The sequence below is a fragment of the Paraburkholderia sartisoli genome, from assembly GCF_900107685.1.
Lineage (GTDB): Bacteria > Pseudomonadota > Gammaproteobacteria > Burkholderiales > Burkholderiaceae > Paraburkholderia > Paraburkholderia sartisoli.
This window is the reverse complement of record NZ_FNRQ01000008.1, coordinates 1-24,876: the sequence shown is the minus strand read 5'-3', so window position 1 is coordinate 24,876 and position 24,876 is coordinate 1. Positions and strand designations below refer to the sequence as shown.

The 24,876-nt window shown below is 60.1% G+C and carries 28 protein-coding genes; 14 read left to right on the top strand and 14 right to left on the bottom strand.

Going from position 1 to position 24,876, the window contains the following annotated elements; translation table 11 throughout:
- Nucleotides 1-75: 75 nt before the first annotated feature.
- Both BLV45_RS21790 and BLV45_RS21785 read right to left on the bottom strand, forming a co-directional pair.
- Nucleotides 76-921 (bottom strand): helix-turn-helix transcriptional regulator, encoded by an 846-nt coding sequence (locus BLV45_RS21790; RefSeq protein WP_090536423.1) that lies wholly within the window; start codon nt 919-921, stop codon nt 76-78.
- Nucleotides 922-944: 23 nt separating this feature from the next.
- Complete coding sequence (locus BLV45_RS21785) at nt 945-1,520, bottom strand: carboxymuconolactone decarboxylase family protein (protein WP_090536421.1); 576 nt, start codon at nt 1,518-1,520, stop codon at nt 945-947.
- Between the two features lie 270 nt (nt 1,521-1,790).
- Between BLV45_RS21785 and BLV45_RS21780 the strand changes: the two genes are divergently transcribed.
- Complete coding sequence (locus tag BLV45_RS21780) at nt 1,791-2,180, top strand: hypothetical protein (protein WP_090536419.1); 390 nt, start codon at nt 1,791-1,793, stop codon at nt 2,178-2,180.
- Nucleotides 2,181-2,227: 47 nt separating this feature from the next.
- Here the strand turns inward: BLV45_RS21780 and BLV45_RS21775 are convergent, their stop codons facing one another.
- A complete protein-coding gene (locus BLV45_RS21775; protein WP_090536417.1) occupies nt 2,228-2,515 on the bottom strand; it encodes a hypothetical protein in 288 nt (95 codons plus the stop codon).
- Nucleotides 2,516-2,835: 320 nt separating this feature from the next.
- Complete coding sequence (locus BLV45_RS21770) at nt 2,836-3,699, bottom strand: NmrA family NAD(P)-binding protein (protein ID WP_090536415.1); 864 nt, start codon at nt 3,697-3,699, stop codon at nt 2,836-2,838.
- 210 nt (nt 3,700-3,909) lie between these two features.
- Between BLV45_RS21770 and BLV45_RS21765 the strand changes: the two genes are divergently transcribed.
- Nucleotides 3,910-4,464 carry a TetR/AcrR family transcriptional regulator gene (locus tag BLV45_RS21765; protein ID WP_090536413.1) on the top strand — a complete coding sequence of 185 codons (555 nt, stop codon included), beginning with the start codon at nt 3,910-3,912 and terminating at the stop codon, nt 4,462-4,464.
- Between the two features lie 240 nt (nt 4,465-4,704).
- On the opposite strand, the gene BLV45_RS21760 is transcribed toward BLV45_RS21765, so the two are convergent.
- Together BLV45_RS21760 and BLV45_RS21755 are read right to left on the bottom strand one after the other, a co-directional pair.
- Entirely contained in the window at nt 4,705-5,106 is a 402-nt protein-coding gene (locus BLV45_RS21760) for a hypothetical protein (RefSeq protein WP_090536411.1), read from the bottom strand.
- Nucleotides 5,107-5,284: 178 nt separating this feature from the next.
- On the bottom strand, nt 5,285-5,875 hold the full coding sequence (locus BLV45_RS21755) for a CGNR zinc finger domain-containing protein (protein ID WP_090536409.1): 591 nt from the start codon (nt 5,873-5,875) through the stop codon (nt 5,285-5,287).
- A 96-nt stretch (nt 5,876-5,971) separates the two neighbouring features.
- Here BLV45_RS21755 and BLV45_RS21750 point away from each other — a divergent pair, with 96 nt between their 5' ends.
- Entirely contained in the window at nt 5,972-6,880 is a 909-nt protein-coding gene (locus BLV45_RS21750; protein WP_090536407.1) for an alpha/beta fold hydrolase, read from the top strand.
- 150 nt (nt 6,881-7,030) lie between these two features.
- Here the strand turns inward: BLV45_RS21750 and BLV45_RS21745 are convergent, their stop codons facing one another.
- Together BLV45_RS21745 and BLV45_RS21740 are read right to left on the bottom strand one after the other, a co-directional pair.
- The gene (locus BLV45_RS21745; RefSeq protein WP_090536404.1) at nt 7,031-7,429 is read right to left on the bottom strand and encodes an RcnB family protein; all 399 of its coding nucleotides are present in this window, start codon (nt 7,427-7,429) and stop codon (nt 7,031-7,033) included.
- A gap of 237 nt (nt 7,430-7,666) precedes the next feature.
- Nucleotides 7,667-8,590, bottom strand: a complete 924-nt coding sequence (locus BLV45_RS21740) for a LysR family transcriptional regulator (protein ID WP_090536402.1) — start codon at nt 8,588-8,590, stop codon at nt 7,667-7,669.
- 103 nt (nt 8,591-8,693) lie between these two features.
- Between BLV45_RS21740 and BLV45_RS21735 the strand changes: the two genes are divergently transcribed.
- The gene (locus BLV45_RS21735) at nt 8,694-9,437 is read left to right on the top strand and encodes an SDR family oxidoreductase (protein ID WP_090536400.1); all 744 of its coding nucleotides are present in this window, start codon (nt 8,694-8,696) and stop codon (nt 9,435-9,437) included.
- A 142-nt stretch (nt 9,438-9,579) separates the two neighbouring features.
- On the opposite strand, the gene BLV45_RS21730 is transcribed toward BLV45_RS21735, so the two are convergent.
- Nucleotides 9,580-9,945: a DoxX family protein gene (locus BLV45_RS21730; protein WP_090536398.1), complete on the bottom strand. Its 366-nt coding sequence runs from the start codon at nt 9,943-9,945 to the stop codon at nt 9,580-9,582.
- Nucleotides 9,946-10,061: 116 nt separating this feature from the next.
- A complete protein-coding gene (locus tag BLV45_RS21725) occupies nt 10,062-10,934 on the bottom strand; it encodes an NmrA family NAD(P)-binding protein (protein WP_090536396.1) in 873 nt (290 codons plus the stop codon).
- A 288-nt stretch (nt 10,935-11,222) separates the two neighbouring features.
- Between BLV45_RS21725 and BLV45_RS21720 the strand changes: the two genes are divergently transcribed.
- Complete coding sequence (locus BLV45_RS21720; RefSeq protein WP_090536394.1) at nt 11,223-11,642, top strand: winged helix-turn-helix transcriptional regulator; 420 nt, start codon at nt 11,223-11,225, stop codon at nt 11,640-11,642.
- 131 nt (nt 11,643-11,773) lie between these two features.
- Here the strand turns inward: BLV45_RS21720 and BLV45_RS27990 are convergent, their stop codons facing one another.
- Both BLV45_RS27990 and BLV45_RS27280 read right to left on the bottom strand, forming a co-directional pair.
- Nucleotides 11,774-12,199: a sugar ABC transporter ATPase gene (locus BLV45_RS27990; protein WP_245753469.1), complete on the bottom strand. Its 426-nt coding sequence runs from the start codon at nt 12,197-12,199 to the stop codon at nt 11,774-11,776.
- A 134-nt stretch (nt 12,200-12,333) separates the two neighbouring features.
- On the bottom strand, nt 12,334-12,591 hold the full coding sequence (locus BLV45_RS27280; protein WP_143130463.1) for a hypothetical protein: 258 nt from the start codon (nt 12,589-12,591) through the stop codon (nt 12,334-12,336).
- Nucleotides 12,592-12,719: 128 nt separating this feature from the next.
- Between BLV45_RS27280 and BLV45_RS21710 the strand changes: the two genes are divergently transcribed.
- The 9 genes from BLV45_RS21710 to BLV45_RS27275 all read left to right on the top strand — a co-directional run bounded on the left by BLV45_RS21710 (nt 12,720) and on the right by BLV45_RS27275 (nt 22,576).
- Nucleotides 12,720-13,553 (top strand): ABC transporter substrate-binding protein, encoded by an 834-nt coding sequence (locus BLV45_RS21710; protein WP_090536392.1) that lies wholly within the window; start codon nt 12,720-12,722, stop codon nt 13,551-13,553.
- 40 nt (nt 13,554-13,593) lie between these two features.
- Complete coding sequence (locus BLV45_RS21705) at nt 13,594-14,310, top strand: amino acid ABC transporter permease (RefSeq protein ID WP_090536390.1); 717 nt, start codon at nt 13,594-13,596, stop codon at nt 14,308-14,310.
- 22 nt (nt 14,311-14,332) lie between these two features.
- Nucleotides 14,333-14,983 (top strand): amino acid ABC transporter permease, encoded by a 651-nt coding sequence (locus BLV45_RS21700; RefSeq protein WP_090536389.1) that lies wholly within the window; start codon nt 14,333-14,335, stop codon nt 14,981-14,983.
- Nucleotides 14,980-15,732: an amino acid ABC transporter ATP-binding protein gene (locus BLV45_RS21695; protein ID WP_090536387.1), complete on the top strand. Its 753-nt coding sequence runs from the start codon at nt 14,980-14,982 to the stop codon at nt 15,730-15,732. The genes BLV45_RS21700 and BLV45_RS21695 overlap by 4 nt, the downstream gene beginning before the upstream one ends.
- Before the next feature lie 95 nt (nt 15,733-15,827).
- A complete protein-coding gene (locus BLV45_RS21690) occupies nt 15,828-16,589 on the top strand; it encodes an IclR family transcriptional regulator (RefSeq protein ID WP_090536385.1) in 762 nt (253 codons plus the stop codon).
- Nucleotides 16,590-17,862: 1,273 nt separating this feature from the next.
- Entirely contained in the window at nt 17,863-19,527 is a 1,665-nt protein-coding gene (locus BLV45_RS21685; protein ID WP_090536383.1) for an amino acid adenylation domain-containing protein, read from the top strand.
- A gap of 8 nt (nt 19,528-19,535) precedes the next feature.
- A complete protein-coding gene (locus BLV45_RS21680; protein ID WP_090536380.1) occupies nt 19,536-19,793 on the top strand; it encodes an acyl carrier protein in 258 nt (85 codons plus the stop codon).
- Between the two features lie 2 nt (nt 19,794-19,795).
- Entirely contained in the window at nt 19,796-21,649 is a 1,854-nt protein-coding gene (locus BLV45_RS21675) for a serine aminopeptidase domain-containing protein (RefSeq protein WP_245753467.1), read from the top strand.
- A gap of 189 nt (nt 21,650-21,838) precedes the next feature.
- Nucleotides 21,839-22,576, top strand: coding sequence for a DUF6875 domain-containing protein (locus BLV45_RS27275; protein WP_143130462.1), 738 nt, complete (start codon nt 21,839-21,841; stop codon nt 22,574-22,576).
- Nucleotides 22,577-23,132: 556 nt separating this feature from the next.
- Here BLV45_RS27275 and BLV45_RS21670 read toward each other — a convergent pair.
- Both BLV45_RS21670 and BLV45_RS21665 read right to left on the bottom strand, forming a co-directional pair.
- Entirely contained in the window at nt 23,133-24,560 is a 1,428-nt protein-coding gene (locus tag BLV45_RS21670) for a purine-cytosine permease family protein (RefSeq protein WP_090536376.1), read from the bottom strand.
- 103 nt (nt 24,561-24,663) lie between these two features.
- Nucleotides 24,664-24,876: electron transfer flavoprotein subunit alpha/FixB family protein (locus BLV45_RS21665; protein WP_208647884.1), on the bottom strand; the 213-nt coding region annotated here is incomplete at its 5' end.

Genomic DNA, 24,876 nt, shown 5'->3' with positions numbered 1-24,876 from the left:
GGGCAATACGCGGTCGCCATGGTCGATATGCGACTTCGATTCTTCAGGTCAACCCGGTTGCAGTCGGCAAACCGTTCAGCGTTCCTTTGAATGCGTTGCGAACAATTGCTGGTGGCGTGCTTCGGTTGCATCATCGGCGGGGAACATGCATTCCAGGCGCAGTTCCTGCGCGGCAACGGTTTGCGGTGTTCCAACGCTCGTCACCATCGAAAAATAACGAAGCACCACGCCCTCGCTGACAAAGCCAAGCGGAATGACCGGCATCGTGGGCGTGGCGGACGGCGCGTGATGTGCCTTCCAGTCGCGCGGCACATCGGGATACGCCAGGAGCTCGTCGAGCAGACGCCTTGTGTCGTCGTCGATCATGTGACCGATCGATTCGCGATACACCCGTTGCAACAGGCTTCGCGAGACGTTGTCCCAGTCGGCCACGAACGGACGCATACCCTGCGGATCGAAGATCAGATGCAGCATGTTGCGCGGTCCCTCGCGCGAAGCCATGTCGATGAAGTGGTTGAAAAAGCGGGGCGCGGCATCGTTGGTCATCAGCACGTTCCAGTGACGGTCCATCACGATCGCCGGAAACGGTTCGTGCTGGCGAACGACCCGCTCGAGCGCTCGGATGACGCTGTGCATTTCCTGTGCGTTCCACGGTGCCTCCGAATACATGGGTGCGTAGCCGGCGGCGAGCAGCAGCGCGTTGCGCTCGCGCAGCGGCACGTCGAGCGTCTGCGCGAGGATCAGGATCGTGTGCCGGCCCGGCACGCTGCGTCCGCTTTCAATGAAGCTGATCTGGCGCTGCGAGACACCGGCCTCCAGCGACAGATCGAGCTGACTCACGCCACGCACGTCTCGCCAATAGCGTAACAAATCGCCCAGTTCGCCCGGCGGCACGTTCAGATCGAGACCGGTGACGTTCATCGGATTTTCCTGATCAAATCAAGTTAGCTGAATATATCGGACTCAGGGTGCGGCGCATGCCAGACGAATTCCTCGAACGGCGCTTCGAGCGCCGGCCGGGTCACGCTGCCGGTGTAGTTCGTGATGGTAGAGGCGGCAACCACGGCAATGACCTCGAGTATCTGTTCGGCGCTGAACCCCGCGTCGAGGAAGCGTTTCTGGTCCGGTTCAGCGAGGCGGCCGCGCTTTTCGATCAGCGTGCGCGCGAGCGTTGACAGCGCGGCCAGTCCGGCGTCATCCGGCAGGCCGGCGTGACGGATTGCGTCGACATCGGCGGGATGCACGCCTTGCTTCAATGCGAGCGCGGAGTGAAACGCGACTGCCCACTCGCTGGCGTTCGTGACTGCGTTGGTCAGCAGCAGCGTCTGGATTTGCGGCTCCGTCAGACTGCTCGCATGCACGCGCTCGAACAGGCCGATGAACCCGTTGATCAGCACCGGTGAAGTGGCCATCGCGGCCGCGATGTTCGGGATCAGGCCAAACGTCTGTTGCAGTTGCTGGAGCACGGGCTTCGATTGCGCGGGGGCGGACTCGATCGTGTGAACGGGGTAGCTGGACATGATATTTCCCTGGTGGTGAGCGCCACCGGATTGATGACGCGACAACCAGAGAGTAGGGGCGGTTGCGCGGCCCGCCAATTACATGGGATGTAATCGTCGTGCTGCACTGCTACCGCGAGTGTCGTCGGCTTTCTCGTGCTGGCGTTGCCTGAACTGGGGGTATAGCGGTGGTTCGAGTCTCGCGATAGCAGCCGTTCTTCGGTTGTCCGACCCCATGGGCCGAGTGCCTTTACAATTCAGCACTTCGATCCGGAAACCGTGATTAGCACCATGAGACATCTTCTTGCATTGACACTCGCAGTGGTCGCCGCAACCGCGAACGCCCAGACATCCGGCGGCAGCGATCCATCCAGGCAGCAGTGCGCGATGGGGTATGTCACTGGCGTCGGTGGATCGGCGCAGAGCGTTCGTGAATATCTTGCGACCCCCGACAGGGACAAATATCGCTACCTTGCGGACAACCCGATCCAGTGCCACATCTCCGACGAGGGGCGCGCGTCAGCCTGTACCGGCATCACAACGCTTAAACATGAACAGGCCAGCGTGTATGACGACGCGGACAGCGCGACGATCGCCGTAGTCGCGCGCGTCGAACTCGACCGGGGGACATACCCGGTGATCATTGTTGTGCCGAAACAGGATTTGCACTGCGAGAACTGAAGGTCCTCACAGTGCTGACCGCTAACGATTTCGCAGGGCCGTGCGGCCTATGCTCGCGTTTTCTCCTCGGGTGCCAGATACGCGCGCAGTGCAATTTCCCGCGGGAAGACGGGGAGCGTCGTCGGAGTCGTGGCGAACGTAGCGCCGTGTATGCCGATCCAGTCGCCGGGAAATCCATAGATCACCGGCGAGATCGCGCCCGACGCGATGGTGCCGGGATAAAACAGCGCGAATGCCCGCTCAGTACCCGCTACGGACGCCAGGTCCGGCACTGTCCCATACAGGACGGTAGAGGTGCTGTTGTCGACAAGGCCTGCTGTCGGATTGCCGACCATTCGTCCGGGTGGGTTGAAGCAGTGGTTGTGGCCCGGTGTGACTGATCGAAGCGGACCGGTATCGATCCGTTGCCGTCTTTCGGGTCACCCAGTCCGCAACGGCCGCTTTCCTGTTCCGAACGGGCATCCGTGCGCACCATGTCTCGACATGTTTGCGCGGCGGGTTCAATGAGCGGAACACATTCGCCGCACACCTCGCGCCCGGTCATTCGATCCGGGAAGACGCCCTCCCACAAATGCCTGCATCCTCCCACGGATAACGCTCGTCCAGCTCATGACGACGCGGTAGCCACCCCGGTCGTCTGAGGGCGTAGTGACATCTACGCCAGGAGATCGCGATGCGCTTCTATGAACTGCCCGGGCGTCATCAGCGGCTGACCGACGATTTCTGCCGCGCTGCTGTCGACGCCGGCAAGCAGCTGTTCCTGTTGATCGACCTTGACCGCCGTGAAGTGGGCTGCGAACGAAGGATCGCCGTCCAGGCCAAGGACCTTTACGAATTCGTCCGGCGCGACCTGCTCGAAGCGCACCTCCTTTCCGAGCGTCCTCGCGAGAATGCCCGTGAGTTCGATGTGGCTGACTTCAACCGGGCCCGTGACCGGAATGACCCTGCTACCGAACGCTTCGGGCTTCTCAAGAATCTTTACAACGACACGTGCGATATCGACTGCGGCGATGGGCGCGAAGCGGCTCTCCGGGTCGAACGGGGTCAGATAGCGGCCGGCGCGAATCTCAGCCGCCGCGTACAACATCCATTCTGAAAAGAAGTTGACCCGAAGATGCGCGGTCGGAACGCCCGAGCGGTCGAGGATCTGCTCCGAAAGCCAGTGATTCATCGTTGCCGGGCTGCGTGCGTGCGGGCGCGACTGTCGTTGCGACATGTACACGATCTGCTTCACGTTGTGCTCGCTTGCTGCCTGAGCGAAGATCGCCGTTGCTTCTACCGCGCCCTGAGTCAGCGGATAGCAGAAGTAGGCGCCGTCGACACCGTTCATCGCGCGGCGGACATCTTCGATCTTCAGCATGTCGCCGGTCACGATTTCCGCGCCGAGTTCCTTCAGCGCCTCGGAGCGGTCGTCTTCACGGCGAACGAAAGCCATGACGTTGTGGCCGTGTGCCCGCAGAAAGCGAACAGTGGGAGCGCCCGTAGCGCCAGTGGAACCCGTGACGAGAAACTTCTTCATATAGACCTCCGGAGATTAAGGAAACCAGGCCAAAGCTCGCGCGCCGTGACCACAGGCGAAGCAGTATGATCATCATGTTATAAGACATGCATAGACGGGAGCCCTGAAATGCAACCCGTCAAACATGACGGTCATCATGCTTTCGTTTGCGAAGCATGATGGTTATACTGTTTGGCGTCAACTATTTTCTTGTCAGTGTTCGGAGGACGTATGCGTTACCCGCCAGAGGAGACGGCAGAGAAGCATGCCCGCATCCTCGAACAAGCTTCCATTCTGTTTCGCGAACGCGGATTTTCCGGGGTCAGCGTAAGCGAAATCATGAAGGCAACCGGTCTTACACACGGAGCCTTCTACAATCATTTCGAGTCAAAAGAAGATCTGATCTCGAAGAGCATCGAAGACGCATCGGCCAAAGCGCTCGATTCCATGAGGGAAGGTGCGGCTTCGGGTGAGCCAACGGCTCTATACGTTGATGGATATCTCACCGGGCAACATCGCGACGACAGGGGAAACGGATGCGTGATGGCAGGATTGGCGGGTGAGATTGCGCGTGAACCCGCGGCTCGACCCGCATTCACGCAGCATGTGGAGGGTATGCTCAAGGGCTTCACTGAATCACTTGCAAAGGCAAAAAAGAAAAATGCCCGTCGCCATGCGGTTCATACGCTTTCGAGCATCGTGGGAGCCCTCATTTTGGCTCGCGCGGTTGATAACCCTGAACTGTCAGAAGAGATTCTTCGTGAAACGCGAGCGGCTCTGGACTAATGCGCGCCTGTCGGGCGATGCGCACGACCACGCGATTGTCCCTGCAGCCCAACGAGACTTTGACGACACCACGCCAGCCACGGCCTGGATAATTCTCACTGCCGATCGCGTGTTCGCCGGAAGACATTCCCGGACGGCCCCATGAATGATGGCCCGCAACGCTCCCCAGCCATGATGCGCACCAGGAGCGGGAAGCCTCTTTCAGCGCAACCAGGAGGGTTCAGAAGGTCAGCCGACAAGCTATCCGAAAACCCGAGCCCATGCCGCCCGAAGGCGTCGTGCGCGGTCTTCGAAGAGATAGGAGGCGGCCAGCGTCAAGAGAGCTGAAATAGCGCCCGTCGCGATGTGTTCGACATAGGGGATGCGGTAATGGCTCGCATGCGAGTAGGCGTCGCCTGTTGCTGTCAGAATGCCGACGACCAGCGCATTGCCGAATCGATGCCCGTAAAGCTTCGCTGCAGGCGTGAAAGTCAACAATACGGCCAGGAGGCCGGTGAGCAGACCGGTATGGAGTGCGATCGTCCAGTGGGCGAGGCTCATGACGTTGCCCCAACTCCCGGGCATGCAGGTCATGCAAGCACTGGTCGGCTGCCAGAAACGCTGGATAAACAGTCTGACGCGGCGCTTCCACTCAGTTGACATGATGCATTTCCCATCGATGCCGTTGACTGGGCCGGCGCCATCATGGATATGGTTGGAGTGGCTTCCAGGCCGTTTAACCAGCTTGCCGTCTTCGTCGAGGATACGTCAGATCTGCGTGCCGTCGAGACCGGGCAACAACGCGGCATGGTGAAATAGTACATCGTGTCTGGACTGCCGTTTAAGGTGTCGCTTTCATCGCATGGTAGTGGCGTTGCGCCTTTGCGCGATTCCCACAAGTGGCCATTGAGCACCATCGTCGGGACCTGCTGCGCGAGAGATCGAGGAACAACCACGAGCACGCGGCACACGCCCGGACATTCGCAAGGACCGGCTGCGAAAGCAGTTCGCTTGCGGCGATAGCAAGTCGGTCCTTGATGAGCGCGCTACCCGCCTTCTCGGGGCATACCGTCCAGCGCATGGGTGCTTGTCCTTCGAAGCACATCGTCGAGTGGCTCATTGCCTTGACGATATCGCGTTCCAGCCTCAGCCGGGCTGTCTCCGGAGGCGGGACGCCGCCGGCGATCGCAGAGAACACTGCATGCATGGCTTCCCGGAGTCCGGTCAACTCTTTCAGAAGGTGCCCTGAGCCCGACCGCGTCTTCTCGATCAGACGGCTGTCAGCCGGATCAACGACTCCGCTCGCCGTTGCCCAGCCGATGGCGTCTTGCCAGTCGACCAGTCGCTCGACGTCACGCACCTTACCCGCGCCGCCGCACGTATTCATAAAGTCAAGGACAAGGTGACCGCCCACACCGGTGTCTGCGTGCAAACGTGATTCTTTTACACCCAAAATAACCTCCTTGCGTGAGTTTGGTGGTTAGTTTTATGCTTGTTCCTCGCTACAGTCCAATCCACGAGGCGATTCATGGCGGATACTTCGCGGGCATCCCGGCAGCTGGTTTCTCGAGCGCTACCTTTGGCGCATTCTTTTGACTTCGATGGTCAGTCGGTACGCTATGGCGTGATCGGCACGGGCGAGCCGCTGGTACTGATACATGGAACGCCGTTTTCTTCGCAGGTCTGGCGCCGCGTCGCGCCGATCGCAGCTCGCTTCCGACGGGTCTTCTACTTCGATCTCCTTGGTTATGGAATGTCAGAGCAGCGCGCGGATCAGGATGTCTCACTGGGCGTCCAGAATCGCCTGTTTGCGGCGTTGCTCAAGCATTGGCGGCTCGAGTCGCCCGACGTCGTTGCCCACGATTTCGGCGGCGCCACAGCGATCAGGGCAGCGTTGCTGGACCGATGCGAGTATCGGTCCCTGCTTCTGATTGATCCAGTGGCGGTTGCTCCATGGGGCTCAGCGTTTGTTCGTCATGTGCGCGCGCACGAGGCCGCGTTCGCAAACGTGCCCGCATACATTCATGAGGCGATGATCACCGCATATCTACAGAGCGCTGCGAACCGTGCGCTCGCGGCAGATGCATTGCGTATCTACACATCGCCATGGATTGGCGAACCTGGCCAGGCGGCGTTCTACAGGCAAATCGCCCAGATGGACCAGCGCTATACCGATGAGGTCCAACCGCGCTACGGACAACTTCGCTGCCCGGTTTCCATCTTGTGGGGCGAGGAGGATCAGTGGATTCCAGTCGATCGAGGCGTGGAACTCTCGGAGATGATCCCTGGAGCACGCTTTACGCGGGTTTCTGGCTCGGGGCATTTGATGCAGGAAGACGCTCCCGAAGCGATCGTCGGCGAGTTGATGAATTTTCTGCGGTTGGGAGAACAACACCAGATTGCCGACAATCCTGGGTCGAAGGCCGAACGTCTCTAGCTGGCCGAGTGCCGTCTGGCTGGATCAATACGATCGCTGCTTTATGCACCAGCGACCAGACTCTTCAGTCACGATCCGCAGGTTGTCGTGGATCGTTCCCAGTAGAAGCATGTCGGCAGCTCGTCGGGCTGCCGACATCGATCTGTCGGGTTAGTGCCCGGAGAGCAGGACGTTTGCGATCAAGCCGGTTGCCACGGCAACGAGCACGTAATCCCCATTGACGCCCACCCATTGATAACCGCGCGGCGGCGCCTGCAGTCCGTGACCGTGCCAGTCGTCGACTACGTAGTTGCGGTCACGGTATTCCGGCGGAAGCCGGTCGCCTTTGTGCCAGTCATTGTGAGGAATGGGCCCGCCCTCGCGACCGACATAGGCGTCGTGCGGCGCAGGTCTGCGGCCATTATTATGCTGTGCCTGGTGCTCCGATCCCTTTTTGTCGTGAGAAGTAGGGGGCCCATGATGTTTGTCATCGTGAGACTGGGCGAAAACGGTAACAGAGGTGCCGAGCAGGGAAACAATCGCAAGCTGCGTGACGAGTCTTGATTTCATGGCTATACCCCAGGGGAAAGTTGCAGGGACGACGCGTTGGTGTTCAATGACCTGTATGCATCACGACATCTGTAACCCGTGTGCCTCATCTGATCGACGTTGCAAAGCGGCCTTTGCTGGTGAAGGTCGACAAGAGCCAGCGGTGAGGATAATGGCACGAAAACACCTGGTCGCCAAAAGATGGGTGTCAGCCGTTCGCCGGCATGAAAGCATTCCTGCCGCGCCACATTGGCTGCGCTAGCGCGCGTCAAACCGCGCGGCATACCTTTCCTTTCTAAAAGCCTCAACCACAAATTCGATGAACACTCTCGTCCTGGCCGGAAGCAACTTCTTGTTGGGGTAGTAAAGCGAAATCGAGCCCTGCTCGGCATACCACGCTGGCAGCAGCCGTACCAGCGCGCCGCTCGATAGCCAGGGGGCTGCATGAGGCATCGGCAGGAATGCGATGCCCTGACCCAGCATCGCGGCATGCGCAATCGCCTCGGGGTCGTCGAAGATGATGCGTGTACGGCACTCCGCCTGGCACTGTTCGCCGAGCGGATTCTTGAGTGTCCACGCCCTCAAGCGACCCGTCGTGGTCGAACGGCGAACAATCCCGTCGTACTGGCTCAGTTCAGACGGGTGTTCAGGCATCTTCCGCGTCGACATATAGGACGGCGACGCCGCGACGATCACGTGCGTCCGGGCCAGTTCGCGTGCCACGATCCCAGGCGTCAGTTCGATGCCACCGCCGATCGCGACGTCGAAGCCGTCAGCAATCAAATCGACAGGCCGGTTATCAAAGTGCCAGTCCGGAACGATGGCCGGATATTGTTCGAGGAAGTCGCCGAGCAGCGGCACGAGATACTCCCGGCCAAACGCAAGCGCCAGGCTGACCTTGAGCGTCCCAGCCGGCTTTCCTTCCTGTGTCGTGGCACCCGCGAACGCGTCCTGCAAGGCCGTGAAGGGCTCGCTGACCTCACGCAGAAACTGCTCGCCCGCCGTGGTCAGCGTGAGACTGCGCGTGCTGCGCTGGAACAGGCGCAGTCCAAGCGTTGCCTCCAGTCTTGCGATGTTTTTGCTCACGGCGGCGGGCGTCAGACCAAGCCGGCGAGCCGCCACGGAAAAACTCCCGTGCTCCGCGCTAAGGAGAAATGATTCAACCAGATTGAGCGCTTCCATGGCCATTCGATACAAACGGTTGAAAGAGATAGTCTAAATCACCGTCTACTCAGGCTGGAATGTGAAGACGATACTTCTGTTTCCATTCACCTGAGGGCACATCATGACTTCGAATCTGACTGGCAAGGTAGCGTTCGTGACCGGTGGCGGTCGCGGGATTGGTGCGGCCGTCGTGCGTCGCCTGGCGCGCGATGGCGCCGCGGTGGCATTTACGTACAAAGGGTCGACGGCGACCGCCAGCGCGCTCGCCAGCAGCATCGCGGAGAACGGCGGTCGCGCCATTGCGCTTCAGGCGGATGCCGGCGACGCCGCCGCCTTGACCCGCGCCATTGACGACGCGGCCGCGCAGCTCGGCAAGATCGATATCCTGGTCAACAACGCAGGCGTCCTCCGGATGGGCGCGGTGGAGACCTTCTCGCTGGAGGACTTCGACGCCACGCTTCAAGTCAACGTCCGCGCGGTGTTCGTCGCCGTCAAGGCTGTTTTGCCGCATATGGGCGAGGGTGGCCGGATCGTGAACATTGGTAGCTGCAATGCCGAGCGCATGCCGTTCGCAGGCGGCGCGGCCTACGCGATGAGCAAGTCCGCCCTGCGGGGACTGGTACAGGGAATGGCTCGCGATCTCGGGCCGAGGGGAATCACGGTCAACAACGTGCAGCCAGGCCCCACCGATACGGACATGAATCCCGAGTCCAGCGATTTTGCCTCGATGCTGCATGGCCTGATGGCGATTCAGCGCCACGCGCACCCCGACGAAGTCGCCGGCATGGTCGCCTATGTCGTCAGCCCGGAAGCCGGATTCGTCACCGGTGCGAGCCTGACCATCGACGGGGGATTTAACGCTTGAGCGCGTAAGCGTTTGAGGAGGTCCTGTCGTGCGGCACACGCGGTATTCGTCGATGTCGCGTGTGCCGGCGTCGGTTGCTGGATTGCCTGAATCCGCCCGGGAAAAAAGCGTGCTTGCGTAGCTGCTGCCGTTGATACCGGGATCAGGCATTTCGGGAACGTTCGTTGAACGTTCGCCAGGTGATCCAGCCGACAACAGTCGATAGTGCCGCCGCGACAAGTGGCGCCACACCATGCCCGTACTCGCCGTGGAGTGTGACGGTCGCGAGCGCAGCCAGCATCACGGCGCAGCCGAGCATCGCGCCCCACAGCCGCGTCCGTGCCCGCGCCAGCAGAACGGCGGTCGTGAGTTCCAGCGAACCGGTCACGAAATGGAACCAGTGTGGATATCCCCACTTCAGGTATTCCTCAAAGATGGATCGCGGGGCGACGATGTTGCTGAGCGATCCCACGACGAAAAAAGCGGCAAGAACCCAAGGTAATACCTGGCGCCATGAAATCCTGGACATACGTCCTTCCTTGTCTGGTCTGATGAGAGGGTGCCGCCGGGGACCAGCGTGGCCGGCCGGCCTCCGCTGATAGATGCGGCTCGAAAAGGTGGTCTGCGAGACCACCGTTCACCACGTCATGCCGTAGCGGCCTTGTGGGCCGCCGCAAAGACGTCGCGGGGGGACGTCGTGCCCGCGACATGCTCCGTACCTTCGACGCCGAGGTCCATCCAGCCCGCGTTGACGGCCTCGTACATCGCTTCGGCCGATCCGGTCTGGCCCTTCGGGATGCCGAACTGTTCGAACGCTGCCGCCCACCCGGCACGCGGGACGGCAAAGGCCTTGACGTCGCGCTGCATGACTTCGCCCAGTTGGGTCGCGACTTCATCCGCGCTGACCATCGAGCCAAGCTCGACGACGCGATGCCCGGACCACGCCGGCCCGCTCAGCAGCTTCGCCACTTCGGCGCCGATGTCGTCGGTCGCGACCATGGTCGATTTCCGGTTCGTCGGGTTGTAGTAGACGGGTAGCGTGCCCCCCTGGGCGACGTGCAGGCCGTAAAGGAAGTTTTCGAAAAACCCGCCGGCGCGCACACAGGCGACCGGCACTGTCAGGTGGCGAAGTCCCTGCTCCAGAAGCGACAGGGCCGTGATCATCCCCAGCCCGCTGATTCTGTCCGCACCCATCGACGAGAGCGCAACCACCCGCGGCGGCGCTGCGCTCGTCAGCGCCTCGACATAGTTCGCGATCACGCTCTTTGCTTCCCTGAAATCAGCCGAGGGTGTCCAGACAGCCGGCAGCATGACAAATGCACCTTCGACTCCGTCGAGCGCCCGCTCGACGGCGGCCGCATCATTCCAGTCACCGTCGACCAGTTCCACACCTTGATCCGCCCATTTCGTCGCCTGCTCGCGATTGCGGACCATTGCGCGTACTGTCCTGCCTTGTGCCAACAGATGCCGGGCCGTTGCACCGCCCACGCGTCCTGTCATTCCCATTACCAAAAACATGCGTTTCTCCTGAAATTAGTACTGCCTTTAAAGCCAACCCGCGACAATTTCTGAGGGGTGCGGCTGGATGCGGCGATATTGGAATCGCCGGCTTCGATCAGTAACTTCACCACACGGCACCCCTGATGCCCGCCGGAGCCTCGGTATGGAAGGCGGACGGGAACAGGATCTGACATGACCGCTCCTTGAGAACGGGTCTATGTTTTAGAGCAGGTCTATCATAGAGACCAATGCCTCGCGCCGTAAGGAGGCAGTTTTTTGTTACCAGCAGAGTTAAAGGGAACCCGAATGAGCACCGCGCAGAATGCGATCGAGAGATTCAGCCGATATCAACGTCAATTGGGCGACGACCAGTCCGCGCACTGCGCGATTCGCGACGTGCTCGACCGCATCGGCGACAAATGGAGCATGCTCATGATCATGGAGCTCGCGATGCGATCGCAGCGCTTCAGCGAGCTTCACCGGGCCATCCCCGACATTTCCAAACGCATGCTGACCCAGACACTCCGCGATCTGGAGCGCGACGGACTCATCACCCGCCATGTTTTTCCGACCAGGCCGCCGACCGTCGAATATCGTCTGGCCCCGCTAGGCCAATCCCTGCTGGACCCGATGGCGGCCCTCATCGATTGGGCCGATCGTCGTTATTCCGACATCCATGCCGCGCGCGTCCGCTTTGATGGCGCACGCGGTGACGTCCCGCGCTAGATGCCCAGTCCAATGTGGTGTGGTGGCAAAAGCCTGACGCGGGCAGTTCAGATGTCCAGGTTTTGCAGATGGCGTGGAAAGACGTAAGGCATTCGTATGGCGCGCTACGAAGACGCGATCAGGCCGGGACATCAACGTAGTGGCAAGCGGTCCTGTCCGTCTACCTGCAACGTGTGTTTGCCTTCGGTAACGGTGTACACGACGGTTTGCGCGGGCGTTACCACGCCGTATGAAACGCCGTTGACGTAGACGGCACCGTTCTTCAACTCGATCGTGTCGCTGCCCACGCGCGCCGTTCCGTTTGCCCCTCTCAATACCGCTCCGCCACGGCCCGGCGACGAGTAGCTGTGTACCGCGGTAACCGGGGGCGTCAGCGTCATGGGGTTGCCGTTGCCGGAAGAGAGAAAGTCCTGCAAATGCGATTTCGGTGCGGTGGACTGAGCGCTAGCGTTGTGCGTGGGCGTCGACGCACCCGGCGAGGCGATCTCCTGCGCCGGGCTCGCGCATGCGACGAGCAATCCGAACGTTGCTGCCGCGATTACGATCGATTGCTTCACTGCTGTCCTCTCGTCAATGCGGCGGCGTTCGAGAAACCGTTGGATGACCGCGCGAAGGATTCGTCAGGCAAACAATCATAGTACGCACCGAACTCAAAGCCAACTTGAGCGCGGGGCCAATTCGCGCTCCTCATTCATTCGATGACATCCGGTGCAGCGAAAAAACGAAACCAGAAAACAGTTTGCATTCCAGATTGATCGAAGAAGAGTTTGCGAGGAAGCATCAATGACCGGTCGGCTCGACTGAGGGCAGATCCCGTACGCCGCATCAATTCTTTCGGGCTGAAAGCATTGCGCATCCCTAAGGCAATGCTGCAATCGTGCCCGCGTATACCCCATTGCAACGATTTTTTTCCCGTGAAACACTGCGCATCATCTGCTGTGTCGGACATGATTCCGATATTCCAGACAATCGATTGGCGCGGTCGCTTCATTTCATTGCCCGGAGCGTGCCGCGAAGGTCTTGTTGATCGTCGTTTCCGCACGCCCATGGACTCCTCACACAGATCGGGACTGAAAAATGAAATTTGTAAAGGAAAGCGCAAAGTTCACTTGTTTATTCGCCGTAGCCGGTCTGCTGATGCTCGCCGGCTGCACAAAGGTGGCCCCGCCAGAGCAGGGTGCCGCGGCTGACTCGACGCTCAAGCAGGTCCTGCAACGCGGCACGCTGCGGGTGGGAGACTGTTTGACCTTCGCGCCGTTCGGTTTCTACAACAAGGACGGCCAGCCCGATGGTTACGACGTCGACCTCGCGAAAGAACTGGCGAAAGAGATGGGCGTCAAGCTCGAAGTCGTGAACACGACGAGCGCCAACCGCATTCCAAATCTGCAAACCAGCAAGGTTGACGTGGTGTTCTGCAACTTCACCCGCAACCTCGAGCGGGCAAAGGAAATTGCGTTCACGAATCCCTATGTGGTCGCGAGTGAGGCGCTACTGGTGAAGAAGAGCAGCGGCATCAAGTCCATCAACGACATGTCGAACCGCACGATTGCGACGGTCAAGGGCTCGACGAACGGCGACGAAGTGCGCTCGCTGAACATGCAGGTCAAGATCCAGGAGTTCGACAGCTCGCAGGCTGCAATCCTCGCCGTGAAGCAGGGCCAGGCCGACGCGATGATCGAGGACAACAACTTTCTCGCCTATCAGGCATCGCTCGATCCGGAGCTGACTGTCACCAACGAGGCGCTGGTTCCGCTCGAATACAACGCGTTCGGCGTGAAGGCGGGCGATCAGGTGTGGCTCAACTACCTGAACCTGTTCCTGTTCAACATCAACGCATCGAAGCTGAACGCGCAGCTGTACAAGAAGTGGTTTGGCGCCGAGCCGCGCTTCCCGCTGAATCCGCAGTACTGAAGCCACGCTGGCGCCGCGCTGCCCGACCGACGGAGGAACCATGAGCTATGAATGGGTGACCCTTGCGGGTTACTGGAGCGATTTCGTTCGCGCGTCGTGGCTGACGCTCCAGATCACGCTGCTGTCCTTCGTTCTCGCGATGCTGCTCGGCCTGCTCACCGCACTTGCGAGCTCATCGCGCGTCGGGCTGCTGCGGGCGATCGCGAGGGCGTATGTCGAAGCGATCCGCAATACGCCAGTCCTGCTGCAGATATTCATCGTGTTCTTCGGGTTGCCATCTCTTGGCATTACCCTCGACGCCTATACGGCCGGCGTTATTGCCCTGGGGGTGAACGTCGGTGCGTATCTCGCCGAAGTGTTTCGCGCGGGCATCCAGTCGGTGCCGCGCGGCCAGCTTGAAGCGGCGTCGATCCTTGGTCTGGAACGTTCGCAGATCTTCATCGAGGTGATTCTGCCGCAGGCTGCACGCGCGGTTTATCCGGCGATCGTCAACAACCTGATCCAGCTGTTGCTCGGCACGTCGCTCCTCTCGGCGATCGCGCTGCCGGAGCTGAGCGGAACGGCGACGGTGATCAACGCGCGCACGCTCCTCTATATCCAGACCTTCACCATCACGCTGATTGCCTATCTGTTCCTGAGCAATCTGCTGTCGTGGCTGGCGGGCCAGATCGGCGTGCGTGTTTTTCATCCACCCCTCGTCATGAAGAAACGCACGCGCCGGTCGTTCCTCTTCGCGCGACAGGCCGATCGTATCTAGGCGCTCAAACCGGAGACCGAACATGTCGAGCGAATTGTTAATGACCAGCCTGGCGATCCTGTTTCAGGGACTGCTGGCGACACTGCTTCTGTCTGCGGCGTCGATCGTTGGCGGCACATTGATCGGACTGCTGGCAGCCGTGTTGCGCTCATTTGGGCCATGGGGTACGCCGCGTATCGCCAGGCTCTACACCGAACTGTTTCGCGGCACGCCGGTGCTGATCACGCTGATGTTCATTTATTTCGGCGTGTCGTACTTCGGCTACGCGATCGATGTGTTCGCGGCGGGTGTGGTGGGCTTGAGCGTCTATCAAGGTGCCTACATCGCCGAAGTATTCCGCTCAGGCATCGAAGCCGTGCCGAAAGGCCAGTGGGAGGTGTCGCAGATTCTCGGGCTCAGCAAGACCCAGGCGTTCTTTTCCGTGGTCCTGCCACAGACCGGAAAGATCGTGATGCCGCCGCTCATCGGCCAGTATCTTTCGCTGATCAAGGACACGTCGATCGTCAGCATGATCGGCATGTCGGAATTGATGCACGGAGGACAGGCCATCGTCGACCGGGTCGGCAAACCGGTGGAGATCTATGGACTCGTTGCCGTGCTTTATTTCATCGTGTGCTTTCCACTGTCGCAGTGGGTGCGCCACCATGACCGAAGAAGGAGCCTGCTGTCATGACCACTGTCACCACGTCGAAGCCCATCATCAACCTCACTGGCGTCAGCAAGTCGTTCGGCGCCACGCAGGTCCTGAGGGAGATCAACCTTGATGTGCGGTCGGGCGAAGTGCTCGTGCTGATCGGTGCATCGGGCTCCGGAAAGAGCACGGTGTTGCGCATCATGAGCGGTCTGGAAACAGCCGATACAGGCGAGGTCTGGGTCAACGAAGTGCCGCTGCACGATGCACGCCGGGCGAAGGATATCCGGGGCCACGTCGGCATGGTGTTCCAGCAATTCAACCTGTTTCCGCACAAGAGCGCGCTGGGCAATGTGACGCTTGCCCTGATCAAGGCACGCAAGATGAACGCGGCCGATGCGCGCAAGCGTGCGATGGACGCGCTCGACCGCGTGGGTCTTGCTGACCGGGCGGAGCACTATCCCAGCCAGCTTTCCGGCGGCCAGCAGCAGCGTGTCGCGATCGCAAGGGCGTTGGCCGTCGAGCCTGGCATCATGTTCTTCGACGAAGCGACGTCCGCGCTCGATCCGGAACTCGTCGGCGAGGTGACCGAAGTCATGCGCGGACTGGCGCGCGACGGAATGACCATGGTCGTCGTGACACACGAGATGGGCTTCGCGCGCAAAACCGCCGACCGCGTCGTGTTTATGGACAAGGGTGTGATTGCGGAGCAGGGCGCACCCGAGCAGATCTTCGTGGACCCGCGGAACGAACGTACGCGCCAGTTCCTGCATCGTGTGCTCGATCATTGAGCATCCCGGAATGTCGAAGCGTCGCTCTTTACGCGCTAAACTCGCGTCACCCAAAAAAATAAATCGCGATTCCTATCGTCGACGGAGTTGAAGGAATGTCTGCACCAGAATCATCGAGGGCCCGGGGAGTTGATCGCGTTATCGGCATTCTCAAGCAGTTGCATATTGCGCGGCGTCCGATGACGATGCGCGAACTGATCGAAGCGACTGGCGCGCCGCGCTCGAGTATCTACGAACTGGTCACCATGCTCACTGAAGCCGGATGGCTCGAGACAACAGCGGAAGGGAACGTGTTTTTCGGCCGCGAGATGCACTACTACGGCTCCGATTATGCCGTCCATAACGATCTGATCAGCCGCGCCCACCAGGCGATCCTTGCGCTTGTCCGGACGCACGACGAAACCGCGCAGTTGTGCATGCTCGAAGGCAACAAGTACACCGTGGTGCTGTCGGAGAACAGCGCGCGACCCTTCAACATCAGTTCCGACATCGGCGTGAAGGTGCCGATTCCGTGGACCGCATCGGGCCGCCTGCTGCTCGCCCATATGCGGGCAGAGGAAATTCGCAGCTTGATCCCGGACGAGGACTTTATCCTCGACAACGGCAGGCGCATTGAATTTCAGGACTTTCTTTCCGATGTCGAACGGGCCGCTGACCAGGGGTACTGTTGCACCGAAGGTTTATCCCACACTTTTCGGCTGTGCATGGCGGCGCCTATCTGCGACCGCACGGGTCTTCCCGCCGCGGCGCTCTGCTTCATGACAAGCCGGGACACGGATCCGGACAAGCGCGCGATGATGCTGGAAGATCTCATCAGGTCGTCGAAGGCGTTGTCGCAACCTTATGTCCGGTTGTAGGTGGCGGATTTCATAGGGCGAGCGGCAGGCTTCCCGCCTGGTGCTCGCCGTTCCGGCGGCCGCGCTACAACCCGGAACTGCACCTGAATTTTCCCTCTGTCGGCCTGAATGACGCCGTTGTGCGCACATGGCGTTCCTTTCCTCCCGGCCACGCGATGCCATGGATGTCGATTGCGACGGGCATCTTTCCTGTCTCACGACGCGTCGGCACGCTCGCGCCGTTGTACACCGCTATCTTCATCTGGTTGCTGCGGGTGTACCCTGGTTTGCATTGTCCGACCGATGAATAATTCATCTTCCAGAAAATTAAATCGCCCAGCGCAGACAGAACACGGGGGAATATTTGAGGACTTTTTTTTCATTTTTTCGCTGCTATGGTGTATTTGCCGCAGGTCCGGTTGGACCGCAAAATAACCCGCTTTCATCGTAGGAAAGCTACGGGACGAGGACAGTTGACGCTCATCTGAAGCCGCTCGATCCGAACGATTTCGAACAACGACTGCTCAGCGTTCGAAAAATCGGGTGCAGGGGCTCGGCATCGCGCTCGCCGTGTTGATGGAATCAGCATGCGGCTTGCCTGTCGGTTGATGCTGATTTCCATGTCGATGCTGGCGCTCATGTTGCACCGGATCAGCAGTGGGAAAGCGCTGGGCTGGAGACATCAATCATAGGGCGCCAGGGAACGCCTCAAAAAAAATGGGCCGTTGGGGTAAACAATCGGTGTACTAACGTACTGAGCATGAGTGCGACACCCCTGTCGTGCAAGAGGTGTCTGCGTGACCAGAGCGGTCTCGCTCGTTGCCGATCCACTGCCGCCGTTTGAGGCTGCAGCATCTCAAACGGCACGGCACGTCCGCGAGCTTAAGTGCATGAACGCCGGATGACAGATGCACGCTGAACCGCCGATCTTACCCAGACTCCACGTGTCCCCTTATATCGTGGCGTTCACTTTGTTCGTCCCTCTTGGCCGAAGGGGCGGAGTCCCAGCTAGACGGCCCGTTCAAAGTGCGTGGCGCAATGGCGGCTGACGCAGGTATGGGCATATGCTTCGTAATCCGTAATAAATCAACTCACATCTCGTTACAAGACTCTGTCTTGACCATGATATCCGCTTGACCCTATGCTTAATGCGTAGCAATTGATCCGCCCGGCTGTCGGCAGCGAAGTTTACCTGCGAGGTTCGTCGACGGATGACAGGGTGGCATGCTGAAGACACCGTTGGTGCCGTGATTGCGGCGGTTCCGGTCTTCCCGGGAATGACGGAGGGAGTCAGATGTTGCAAACCTTCTTCTTCGATTCTGCCGCGAGCCAGTCGCACAGCCCGGCGTTATGGGTCGATGAGCGTCTTTACAGCTACGGCGAAATCGAAACCAGGGCACGTCGCGTGTCTGCGGGACTGGCAGCGGTTGCACGGACCGGCGACGCACGCCGATGCTTGCTGTTTGGGCATCGCAGCGTCGCCGCCTATGTTGGCGTGCTGGGAATTCTCGACGCCGGTATGGCCTATGTGCCGCTCAACCCAAAGATGCCGGCTGCGCGGATCGCAGCCATCATCGAGCAGTCCGGTGCGCCGTTGATGCTGGTCGACCGGCGTTGTGCCGCATCGCTTGATGAAGTGCCGTCCTTGCTCGACGAACGTCCGCGGATCTTCCTGCTCGACGAAGACGCGGATGAACCGCACCTGCCCTCCGTTGCCGCCGCTCCACCGCTACTGCCAGCCGCGCCGTATGCGCGGCACCAGGGTACCGTGCATGACCTCGCGTACATACTTTTTACGTCTGGCTCGACGGGAGCGCCGAAGGGTGTGCCGATCACGCATGCGAATGCCGATGCCTATGTCACGGGGCAATTACAGCTGGCCGGGAAAGTGCGCGATGCGCGTTATGTGCAGTTTTGCGAGCTGAGCTTCGATCCGTCCGTACACGACATGTTCGTCTGCTGGGCCAACGGCGGCTGCCTGTACGTGCCTGACACCGTCGATCCTGTCTATAACGCCGACTTCATCAAGCGTCACGAGATCACACACTGGAATAGCGTGCCTTCCGTGGCCGGCTTCATGCAGCAAATGCGCAAGCTGACGCCGGGTGCCTTCCCAAGTGTTCGACTGTCACTGTTCGGTGGCGAGCCGTTGCCTCGCTCGCTGGCTCTGGCGTGGATGCAGGCCGCGCCGAACAGCCGGGTCCTGAATATGTACGGGCCGACCGAAGCGACCATCGCCTGCACATGCTTCGAGGTCACCGCCGGATTCCTCGACGATCCGCAGCACACGGTCATGCCGCTCGGCTGGGCCCTTCCTGGGGTGGAACTGATGATCGTGGATGCCGAGCTCGAACCGGTCGCCGCGGAGCAGACGGGCGAGTTGCTGATCGGTGGCCCGCAGCTTGCCGGCGGCTATCTGTCGCCTGACGAAGCCGGTAATGGCAGGTTCGTTGCGAAAACTTATCCGGGCCGGCGCGAGCAACGCTGGTATCGAAGCTGCGATGCCGCGCGTGCAACGACGCAACACGGCATCGTGTTTCAGGGACGTCTCGATACGCAGGTCAAGATTCTCGGCAACCGGGTCGAGCTGGAAGAAGTCGAACACGTCGTGCAAACGTGCAGCCATGCTGCGCTGTGCGCGGTGATCCCATGGCCACTTGATGAAGCCGGGCGAGCCACCGGTCTCGTCGCCTTTGTGACGAACGCGCAGGTTGAGATCGCGCTGGTTCTGCGGGCGTGCCGGCAGCGCTTGCCGGTCTATGCGGTGCCGCAGCGGATCGTTGCCATCGATGCGTTCCCGCTTAACGTGAACGGCAAGATCGACAGAATGGCCCTCGCCGGACAGTGCGCACGTGGCACTTTTTCTACCCGAGATTTGTGCCAGACCCCAGCAACGAATAGCCAGCCATCGTCGCGCATGAATGCATTGATGTCATGCCTGGAAAAGCAGGCGTTATAGGGGAGCAAATGAAAGCCGATTTGCGCCGCATTCTTTCGGAAACCGCATGCCTCGACGTGCCGGTCGAAACCTTGAGCGATTTCGACAATCTTTACGCCGCTGGATTGTCCTCGCTCGGCACGTTTCGTGTGATGCTGGCCGTTGAAGACGCGTTGGGCATCGAGATACCGGGCGAGTTGATTACGTTCGACCTGTTTCGATGTATCGATTCGTTCGTGAGCGCGCTCGCACCGTTCGTACAGGACGAGCCGGTGACGCGGGGATAGCCATGAAAGGGAAACCTTCAATGAGGCCAGTTACCTTTGCTGGCTGTTACGGGTCGCTGCACCTGCCGGCACGCGGCGGGGCCGCGACGGGTATGTTGCTGTGCAACCCGTTCGGCTACGACGCGCTATGCGTGCATCGCGGCTGGCGCGACTTTGCAGAAAGAGTGACGGTGACCGGCGGTATTCCCGTTCTGCGCTTCGACTATCCGGGAGCGGGAGATTCGGAGGGCAACGAGGAGGATCCGCAGCGCTTTCGCGCATGGATCGACAGCATCAAGGCTGCGGCGGCGTATCTGCGGGCCGCTACCGGTGTGACACGCCTGATCCTGTGCGGCTTGCGTCTGGGGGCGACGCTGGCAGTCCTGGCGGCCGAAGAACTGGGTGGCGTCGATAGCCTGGTTTTGATGGCGCCCGTCATAGCGGGCAAGCGTTATATACGGGAACTGGGCATGCAGCACAAGAGCTGGCTCAAGACCGCAAACGGCCGTGAAAGCGCGCAGGCGGATGACGACGGTCGAGCCGTGGGCGCGTTCGGATTCCAGCTGTATGCCGACACGCTCGAGCAACTCGCTGCCGTCGACCTCGTACAACGCGGGCGGCCCGCCGCGCGTCGTGTGCTGCTGCATGATAGTTGCGAGAGCGTACCCATGAGCCAGCTGGTCGAGTGTTATCGCGGTCATGGCGCGAGCGTGGATGTGCAGATTTTTACCGAGTATGACAAGTTCCTGGTCGACCCACGGTTTAGCGTGCCGCCGCGACGAGCCTTCGACAGTGTGCTCGAGTGGCTCGGCTTTCAGTCCGGCGCGCCGGCGACGCCGGCGGCCAGGATACTTGCACCTGCCGCCGATGCCCGGATCGATTTTGCAGCAGGTCATGAGACGCCCGTCGTGTTTGGTGGCGGGCGCTATGTCGGCGTATTCTGCCGGCCTCGCTGCGCGCAGGAGCACGCCCCCGCTGTGCTGTTCGTCAATACGGGCGGTGCTCATCGCGTCGGCGACGGACGGCTTGCCGTACTGATGGCGCGACGGCTCGCGGGGCAAGGCATCGCTTCGTTACGCATGGACCTGGGCGGCCTTGGCGATAGTCTGCATTACGAAGATTCGCCGACACTTGAAGCCGTGTACGCCCGTCATTCGGTTATCGACGCGACGGCGGGAGTGGAATGGCTGATCGCGGCCGGATATCCGCAGGTTGTCACGTTCGGCGTCTGCACGGGCGCATACGTCAGTTTTCATACGGCGTTAGCGCATCCTCACGTGGTGGGCTGCATGTCGGTCAACCTGCCGTTTTTCTTGTGGGAGGGCCCGCAAACGAAGCCGGGCGCCCACCATATCGAATCCAGTCAGGTGTACTGGCGTTCGATCCGCAACCCCCGTAAGTGGCTCCGGCTGCTGACCGGCCGGGCAAATGGGCGAGCGATCGCCGTGGAACTGGGACGCCGCTGGTACGTGCGCCTGACTTCGCTCGCCAGCACTCCGTTCGAAGGCAGGTTGGGCGTCAACACTTCGACAGGTGCAATCCGCCAACTCTTGATGGACCTCGAGCGAAGGGGCGTGCAAACGTCACTGGTATACGGCCCGGTCGACGCGGGGCTCGATGAACTGGCGATCCGTTTTGGACCGAACGGCAGCGAACTTGGAAAGCTGACGAACGTTACGGCGAAGATACTGGAGAAAGTGGATCACTCGTTGTTCTCGCGTACAGCGCGTGATGTTGTGATGGCTCATTTCGAGGAATTTTTGCGCGAGAGGACTCTCGATGCCGGGCGCGCCGACGTCCTGGACGCTGCGGTTTTACACATGAGTTCGTTGCGACGGATGTGGATCCAGACCGGTCCGCGCAAAGCTGTCCGATGACGGCGTAGTTCCGCCCCTGCATCGAAGACGCGCAGCAACACGGACTACCGGACCGGACGCAAGAGACTGAAATTTGCATTCTCATGCAATAAACAGCCCTTCGTTGCATGACTGAGGCGACAGATATCCTGACACGCGCCGCCTGCACATCATGCATTTTTTCTTCTAGATAAATCGACGGTTTAGATCATGGTGACCGATATTGACGTGTGTGAATCTTTGCTCTCGATTGTTGATTCCGAAATTAAAAAAATAGAGCGATCGGCATGCCTGTCTACAGACATCGAATCCGTCCCGGACGAATTCACCAGAGAGGTATTCGAATCGGGTCTCGACTGGCTTGCGGGCTTTATCATGAGGCCTCATGCTGAACTGGGCCGTCGTGGGGCGGTTTGCCCTTTTGCCAGGCCAGTTCATGACGAAGGATCGTTGGTCTTTTGTGCCTGGGATGTCAAAGAACTACCATTCGAAATTTTCCTCTCGGTATTAAACAGGCTGCCCGCTTTTTACCATCGGTTGTTTGCCTGCACGCATGGAAAATCGCGACTTTTTTCGGTGTGCATATTCGTGAATGGCCTGAAAGAAGAGCAATATTCGAAATATATAGACGAGGCGCATTCGGTGTCGAAGCCCGTTTTTATGGAGGCAGGATTGATGATTGGTGAATTTCATCCTTTAAGCGTGACGAAAGGGGTTCATTCAAAATCATTCCGGCCAATGCGTAGTAGCCGGCCAGCTTTTGTTGTGCGAGCGATAACGCCTCATGATGCAATATTCATTGATAGAGACGATAGTCCCGCAGAAGTACGTCTTCGCGAACTATTGAACTATAAATTATGGGTTGGAGACGCGCTGCCCAAAGACGACGTCCTGAGAATTGAGAAACGGATCGCAGAACTGAGACTGGCGATAGCAGGACGAAGTTGATCACGCTGGCAGTACCAATAGCGGGCCAGCCTAGCCGGAGGTCGTCATTCGATGTTGCTGGACGACCTATTGAGTGCCGTTGAAGCAGTGGTCGTCGCTCTGGCCTGGAAGATGCTCGTGAGGTACAGGCTCTGCCGCGTCGGCCGCTGCGTTCTGCGGCGATGCGCATGCTGGCGAAGCAACGTTTCGCCCAAACGGTGAAGCAATCGCCAGAGCGTAAGCCGGCGCATACCGCGATGTCCCGCATGCGGCGACTTTCGTCGTTAGTATCGGCGGCGCCTGGCTGGCTTGCCAACTTTGGCTTGATGCGGACGGCTGGAGTCCCTCAACACTGCCTCTTGATACGCTGCCGACTGAGTGACCGGTTCGGAGGTGGAACGGACGCGCGAACGTCCATTGCCTGGGAACAACGAGCGATCGCAACTGGCCGATTTTTACCCGATACGTGAGGCCGCACCCGACCCTGAGCGGTCATCCAGCTTTCCGCACAACGGACATTTGATTTGTCATCGTTGACGGTCGAACACACAACCCGTATGTCGAAGCGCTCGTGTTCTCAGGCGTCGCCGAGCGTATCTGGCAGGATGAGCTGGTCTGGCAGGCGTGAGGGCGTGAAGCGGGTCACCATGTAGTACAGCGTGCCGGGCACGATGATGCCGATGATCCACGATATATCCACGCCGCCAAGATATCCGACCCACCGCCCTGTATAAAAACCAGTGGCGACGAACGGCATCTGCACCAACACGCCCACCACATAGACGGCTATGCCCACGGGATTCCAGCGCCCGTAGCGGCCATTCGCGTCGAAGAGCGCGGGCACGTCGTAGCGCTCACGCGTCACCCAATAGTAGTCGACGAGGTTGATCGCACTCCACGGCGTGAAGAACACCAGCAAGAACAGCAGAAATGACGAGAACGCCTTCAGAAATGAATGCTGCCCGGCGAGCGCAAGAGCGCTCGATACGCTCACCGAGAGAATCACGAAAACGAGGCGGGTACGGGGGGAAACTTCGCGGCGCTGACCGAGGCCGGTGACGATCGTCGCCACTGACATCACACTGCCATAGGCATTAAGCGTCGTGATGGTGAGCTTGCCGAGCGCAATTGCAAAGTAAAGGATCGCGGCGATGGTACCTGTTGCGCCGAGACCGACGATGAACGCTACTTCGTGCCCGGCGAAGCGGTCGCCCGCGAGCGAGGCGGCGAGCACGCCAAACGTCATCGAAACCTGCGCACCGATTACTGTGCCGCTGAATACGGCGAAGAAGGTCGTGAGCGCCGAGGTGGACTTCGGCAGATAGCGTGAATAGTCGGCCACATAGGGACCGTACGCGATCTGCCAGGACGCCGAAAGCGAAACGGCGAGCAGGAACGAGGCGACGGTGAAATGCCGGTGGGCGAGGAGCGTGCTCCATGCGTGGCCGCTCAGGAGAGTGGCGAAGAGATACAGGAAAGCCAGTGTGCCGATGACGCTCGATACGCGACCCATTGCATGAATGATTCGATAGCCTAGCCCGGTGAGCAGGATCACCACGGCGGCAAAGATCAGGATCGCGACGGTATTGTTCACTTCCAGCAGTTCACCGATGGCCTGACCGGCAAGCACCGTGCCACCTGCTGAGAAACCCACGTACATCACGCAGACCAGCACGAGCGGAATGATTGCGCCATAGACGCCGAACTGCACGCGGCTCGAAATCATCTGTGGCAGGCCGAGTTGCGGGCCCTGCGCGCCGTGCAAGGCCATGACCGAGCCGCCGAGAATCTGCCCGAGCAGAAGCCCGACCAGTGACCAGAATACGTCGCCGCCCAGCACTACGGCGAGCGCGCCGACCACCACGGCTGTGATCTGCAGGTTCGCCCCGAACCAGAGCGTAAACTGGCTAAACAAGTTGCCGTGACGCTCGGCGTCGGGAATGTAGTCGATCGAACGCCGCTCTACCAGAGCGGTTCTTCCACTATGTGATGCGGTACGGGCCATTGTTGCGCTCCTCTCGGAAAGGGAACTGCTGCGGGGTCGTGCCCATGCGCGCCGCGAATCGCGGTGCGGCGCACGAGGCGTTGAACAAACCGGCTTGCGCCGTTCAAATCTGTGCCGCAAGCGACGGCACGATGTCATGAAGATCGCCGACGAGACCATAATCCGCGACGCTGAAGATCGGCGCTTCCGGATCCTTGTTGATCGCGACGATCACCTTCGAGTCCTTCATGCCCGCCAGATGCTGGATCGCCCCCGAGATGCCCACCGCCACGTACAGTTGGGGCGCCACGATCTTGCCCGTCTGGCCCACCTGGTA

What these genes read in the sequence shown, in the direction of transcription:
- BLV45_RS21730 (WP_090536398.1), bottom strand. Translation starts at nt 9,945, where the DNA reads ATGTCCAGGATTTCATGGCGCCAGGTATTACCTTGGGTTCTTGCCGCT.
- BLV45_RS21760 (WP_090536411.1), bottom strand. Translation starts at nt 5,106, where the DNA reads ATGTCAACTGAGTGGAAGCGCCGCGTCAGACTGTTTATCCAGCGTTTC.
- BLV45_RS21670 (WP_090536376.1), bottom strand. Translation starts at nt 24,560, where the DNA reads ATGGCCCGTACCGCATCACATAGTGGAAGAACCGCTCTGGTAGAGCGG.
- BLV45_RS21720 (WP_090536394.1), top strand. Translation starts at nt 11,223, where the DNA reads ATGAGCACCGCGCAGAATGCGATCGAGAGATTCAGCCGATATCAACGT.
- BLV45_RS21765 (WP_090536413.1), top strand. Translation starts at nt 3,910, where the DNA reads ATGCGTTACCCGCCAGAGGAGACGGCAGAGAAGCATGCCCGCATCCTC.
- BLV45_RS21740 (WP_090536402.1), bottom strand. Translation starts at nt 8,590, where the DNA reads ATGGAAGCGCTCAATCTGGTTGAATCATTTCTCCTTAGCGCGGAGCAC.
- BLV45_RS21690 (WP_090536385.1), top strand. Translation starts at nt 15,828, where the DNA reads ATGTCTGCACCAGAATCATCGAGGGCCCGGGGAGTTGATCGCGTTATC.
- BLV45_RS21790 (WP_090536423.1), bottom strand. Translation starts at nt 921, where the DNA reads ATGAACGTCACCGGTCTCGATCTGAACGTGCCGCCGGGCGAACTGGGC.
- BLV45_RS21675 (WP_245753467.1), top strand. Translation starts at nt 19,796, where the DNA reads ATGAAAGGGAAACCTTCAATGAGGCCAGTTACCTTTGCTGGCTGTTAC.
- BLV45_RS27280 (WP_143130463.1), bottom strand. Translation starts at nt 12,591, where the DNA reads ATGTCCGACACAGCAGATGATGCGCAGTGTTTCACGGGAAAAAAATCG.
- BLV45_RS27275 (WP_143130462.1), top strand. Translation starts at nt 21,839, where the DNA reads ATGGTGACCGATATTGACGTGTGTGAATCTTTGCTCTCGATTGTTGAT.
- BLV45_RS21680 (WP_090536380.1), top strand. Translation starts at nt 19,536, where the DNA reads ATGAAAGCCGATTTGCGCCGCATTCTTTCGGAAACCGCATGCCTCGAC.
- BLV45_RS21735 (WP_090536400.1), top strand. Translation starts at nt 8,694, where the DNA reads ATGACTTCGAATCTGACTGGCAAGGTAGCGTTCGTGACCGGTGGCGGT.
- BLV45_RS21770 (WP_090536415.1), bottom strand. Translation starts at nt 3,699, where the DNA reads ATGAAGAAGTTTCTCGTCACGGGTTCCACTGGCGCTACGGGCGCTCCC.
- BLV45_RS21700 (WP_090536389.1), top strand. Translation starts at nt 14,333, where the DNA reads ATGTCGAGCGAATTGTTAATGACCAGCCTGGCGATCCTGTTTCAGGGA.
- BLV45_RS21785 (WP_090536421.1), bottom strand. Translation starts at nt 1,520, where the DNA reads ATGTCCAGCTACCCCGTTCACACGATCGAGTCCGCCCCCGCGCAATCG.
- BLV45_RS21710 (WP_090536392.1), top strand. Translation starts at nt 12,720, where the DNA reads ATGAAATTTGTAAAGGAAAGCGCAAAGTTCACTTGTTTATTCGCCGTA.
- BLV45_RS21775 (WP_090536417.1), bottom strand. Translation starts at nt 2,515, where the DNA reads ATGGTCGGCAATCCGACAGCAGGCCTTGTCGACAACAGCACCTCTACC.
- BLV45_RS21745 (WP_090536404.1), bottom strand. Translation starts at nt 7,429, where the DNA reads ATGAAATCAAGACTCGTCACGCAGCTTGCGATTGTTTCCCTGCTCGGC.
- BLV45_RS21780 (WP_090536419.1), top strand. Translation starts at nt 1,791, where the DNA reads ATGAGACATCTTCTTGCATTGACACTCGCAGTGGTCGCCGCAACCGCG.
- BLV45_RS21705 (WP_090536390.1), top strand. Translation starts at nt 13,594, where the DNA reads ATGAGCTATGAATGGGTGACCCTTGCGGGTTACTGGAGCGATTTCGTT.
- BLV45_RS21750 (WP_090536407.1), top strand. Translation starts at nt 5,972, where the DNA reads ATGGCGGATACTTCGCGGGCATCCCGGCAGCTGGTTTCTCGAGCGCTA.
- BLV45_RS21685 (WP_090536383.1), top strand. Translation starts at nt 17,863, where the DNA reads ATGTTGCAAACCTTCTTCTTCGATTCTGCCGCGAGCCAGTCGCACAGC.
- BLV45_RS21695 (WP_090536387.1), top strand. Translation starts at nt 14,980, where the DNA reads ATGACCACTGTCACCACGTCGAAGCCCATCATCAACCTCACTGGCGTC.
- BLV45_RS21725 (WP_090536396.1), bottom strand. Translation starts at nt 10,934, where the DNA reads ATGTTTTTGGTAATGGGAATGACAGGACGCGTGGGCGGTGCAACGGCC.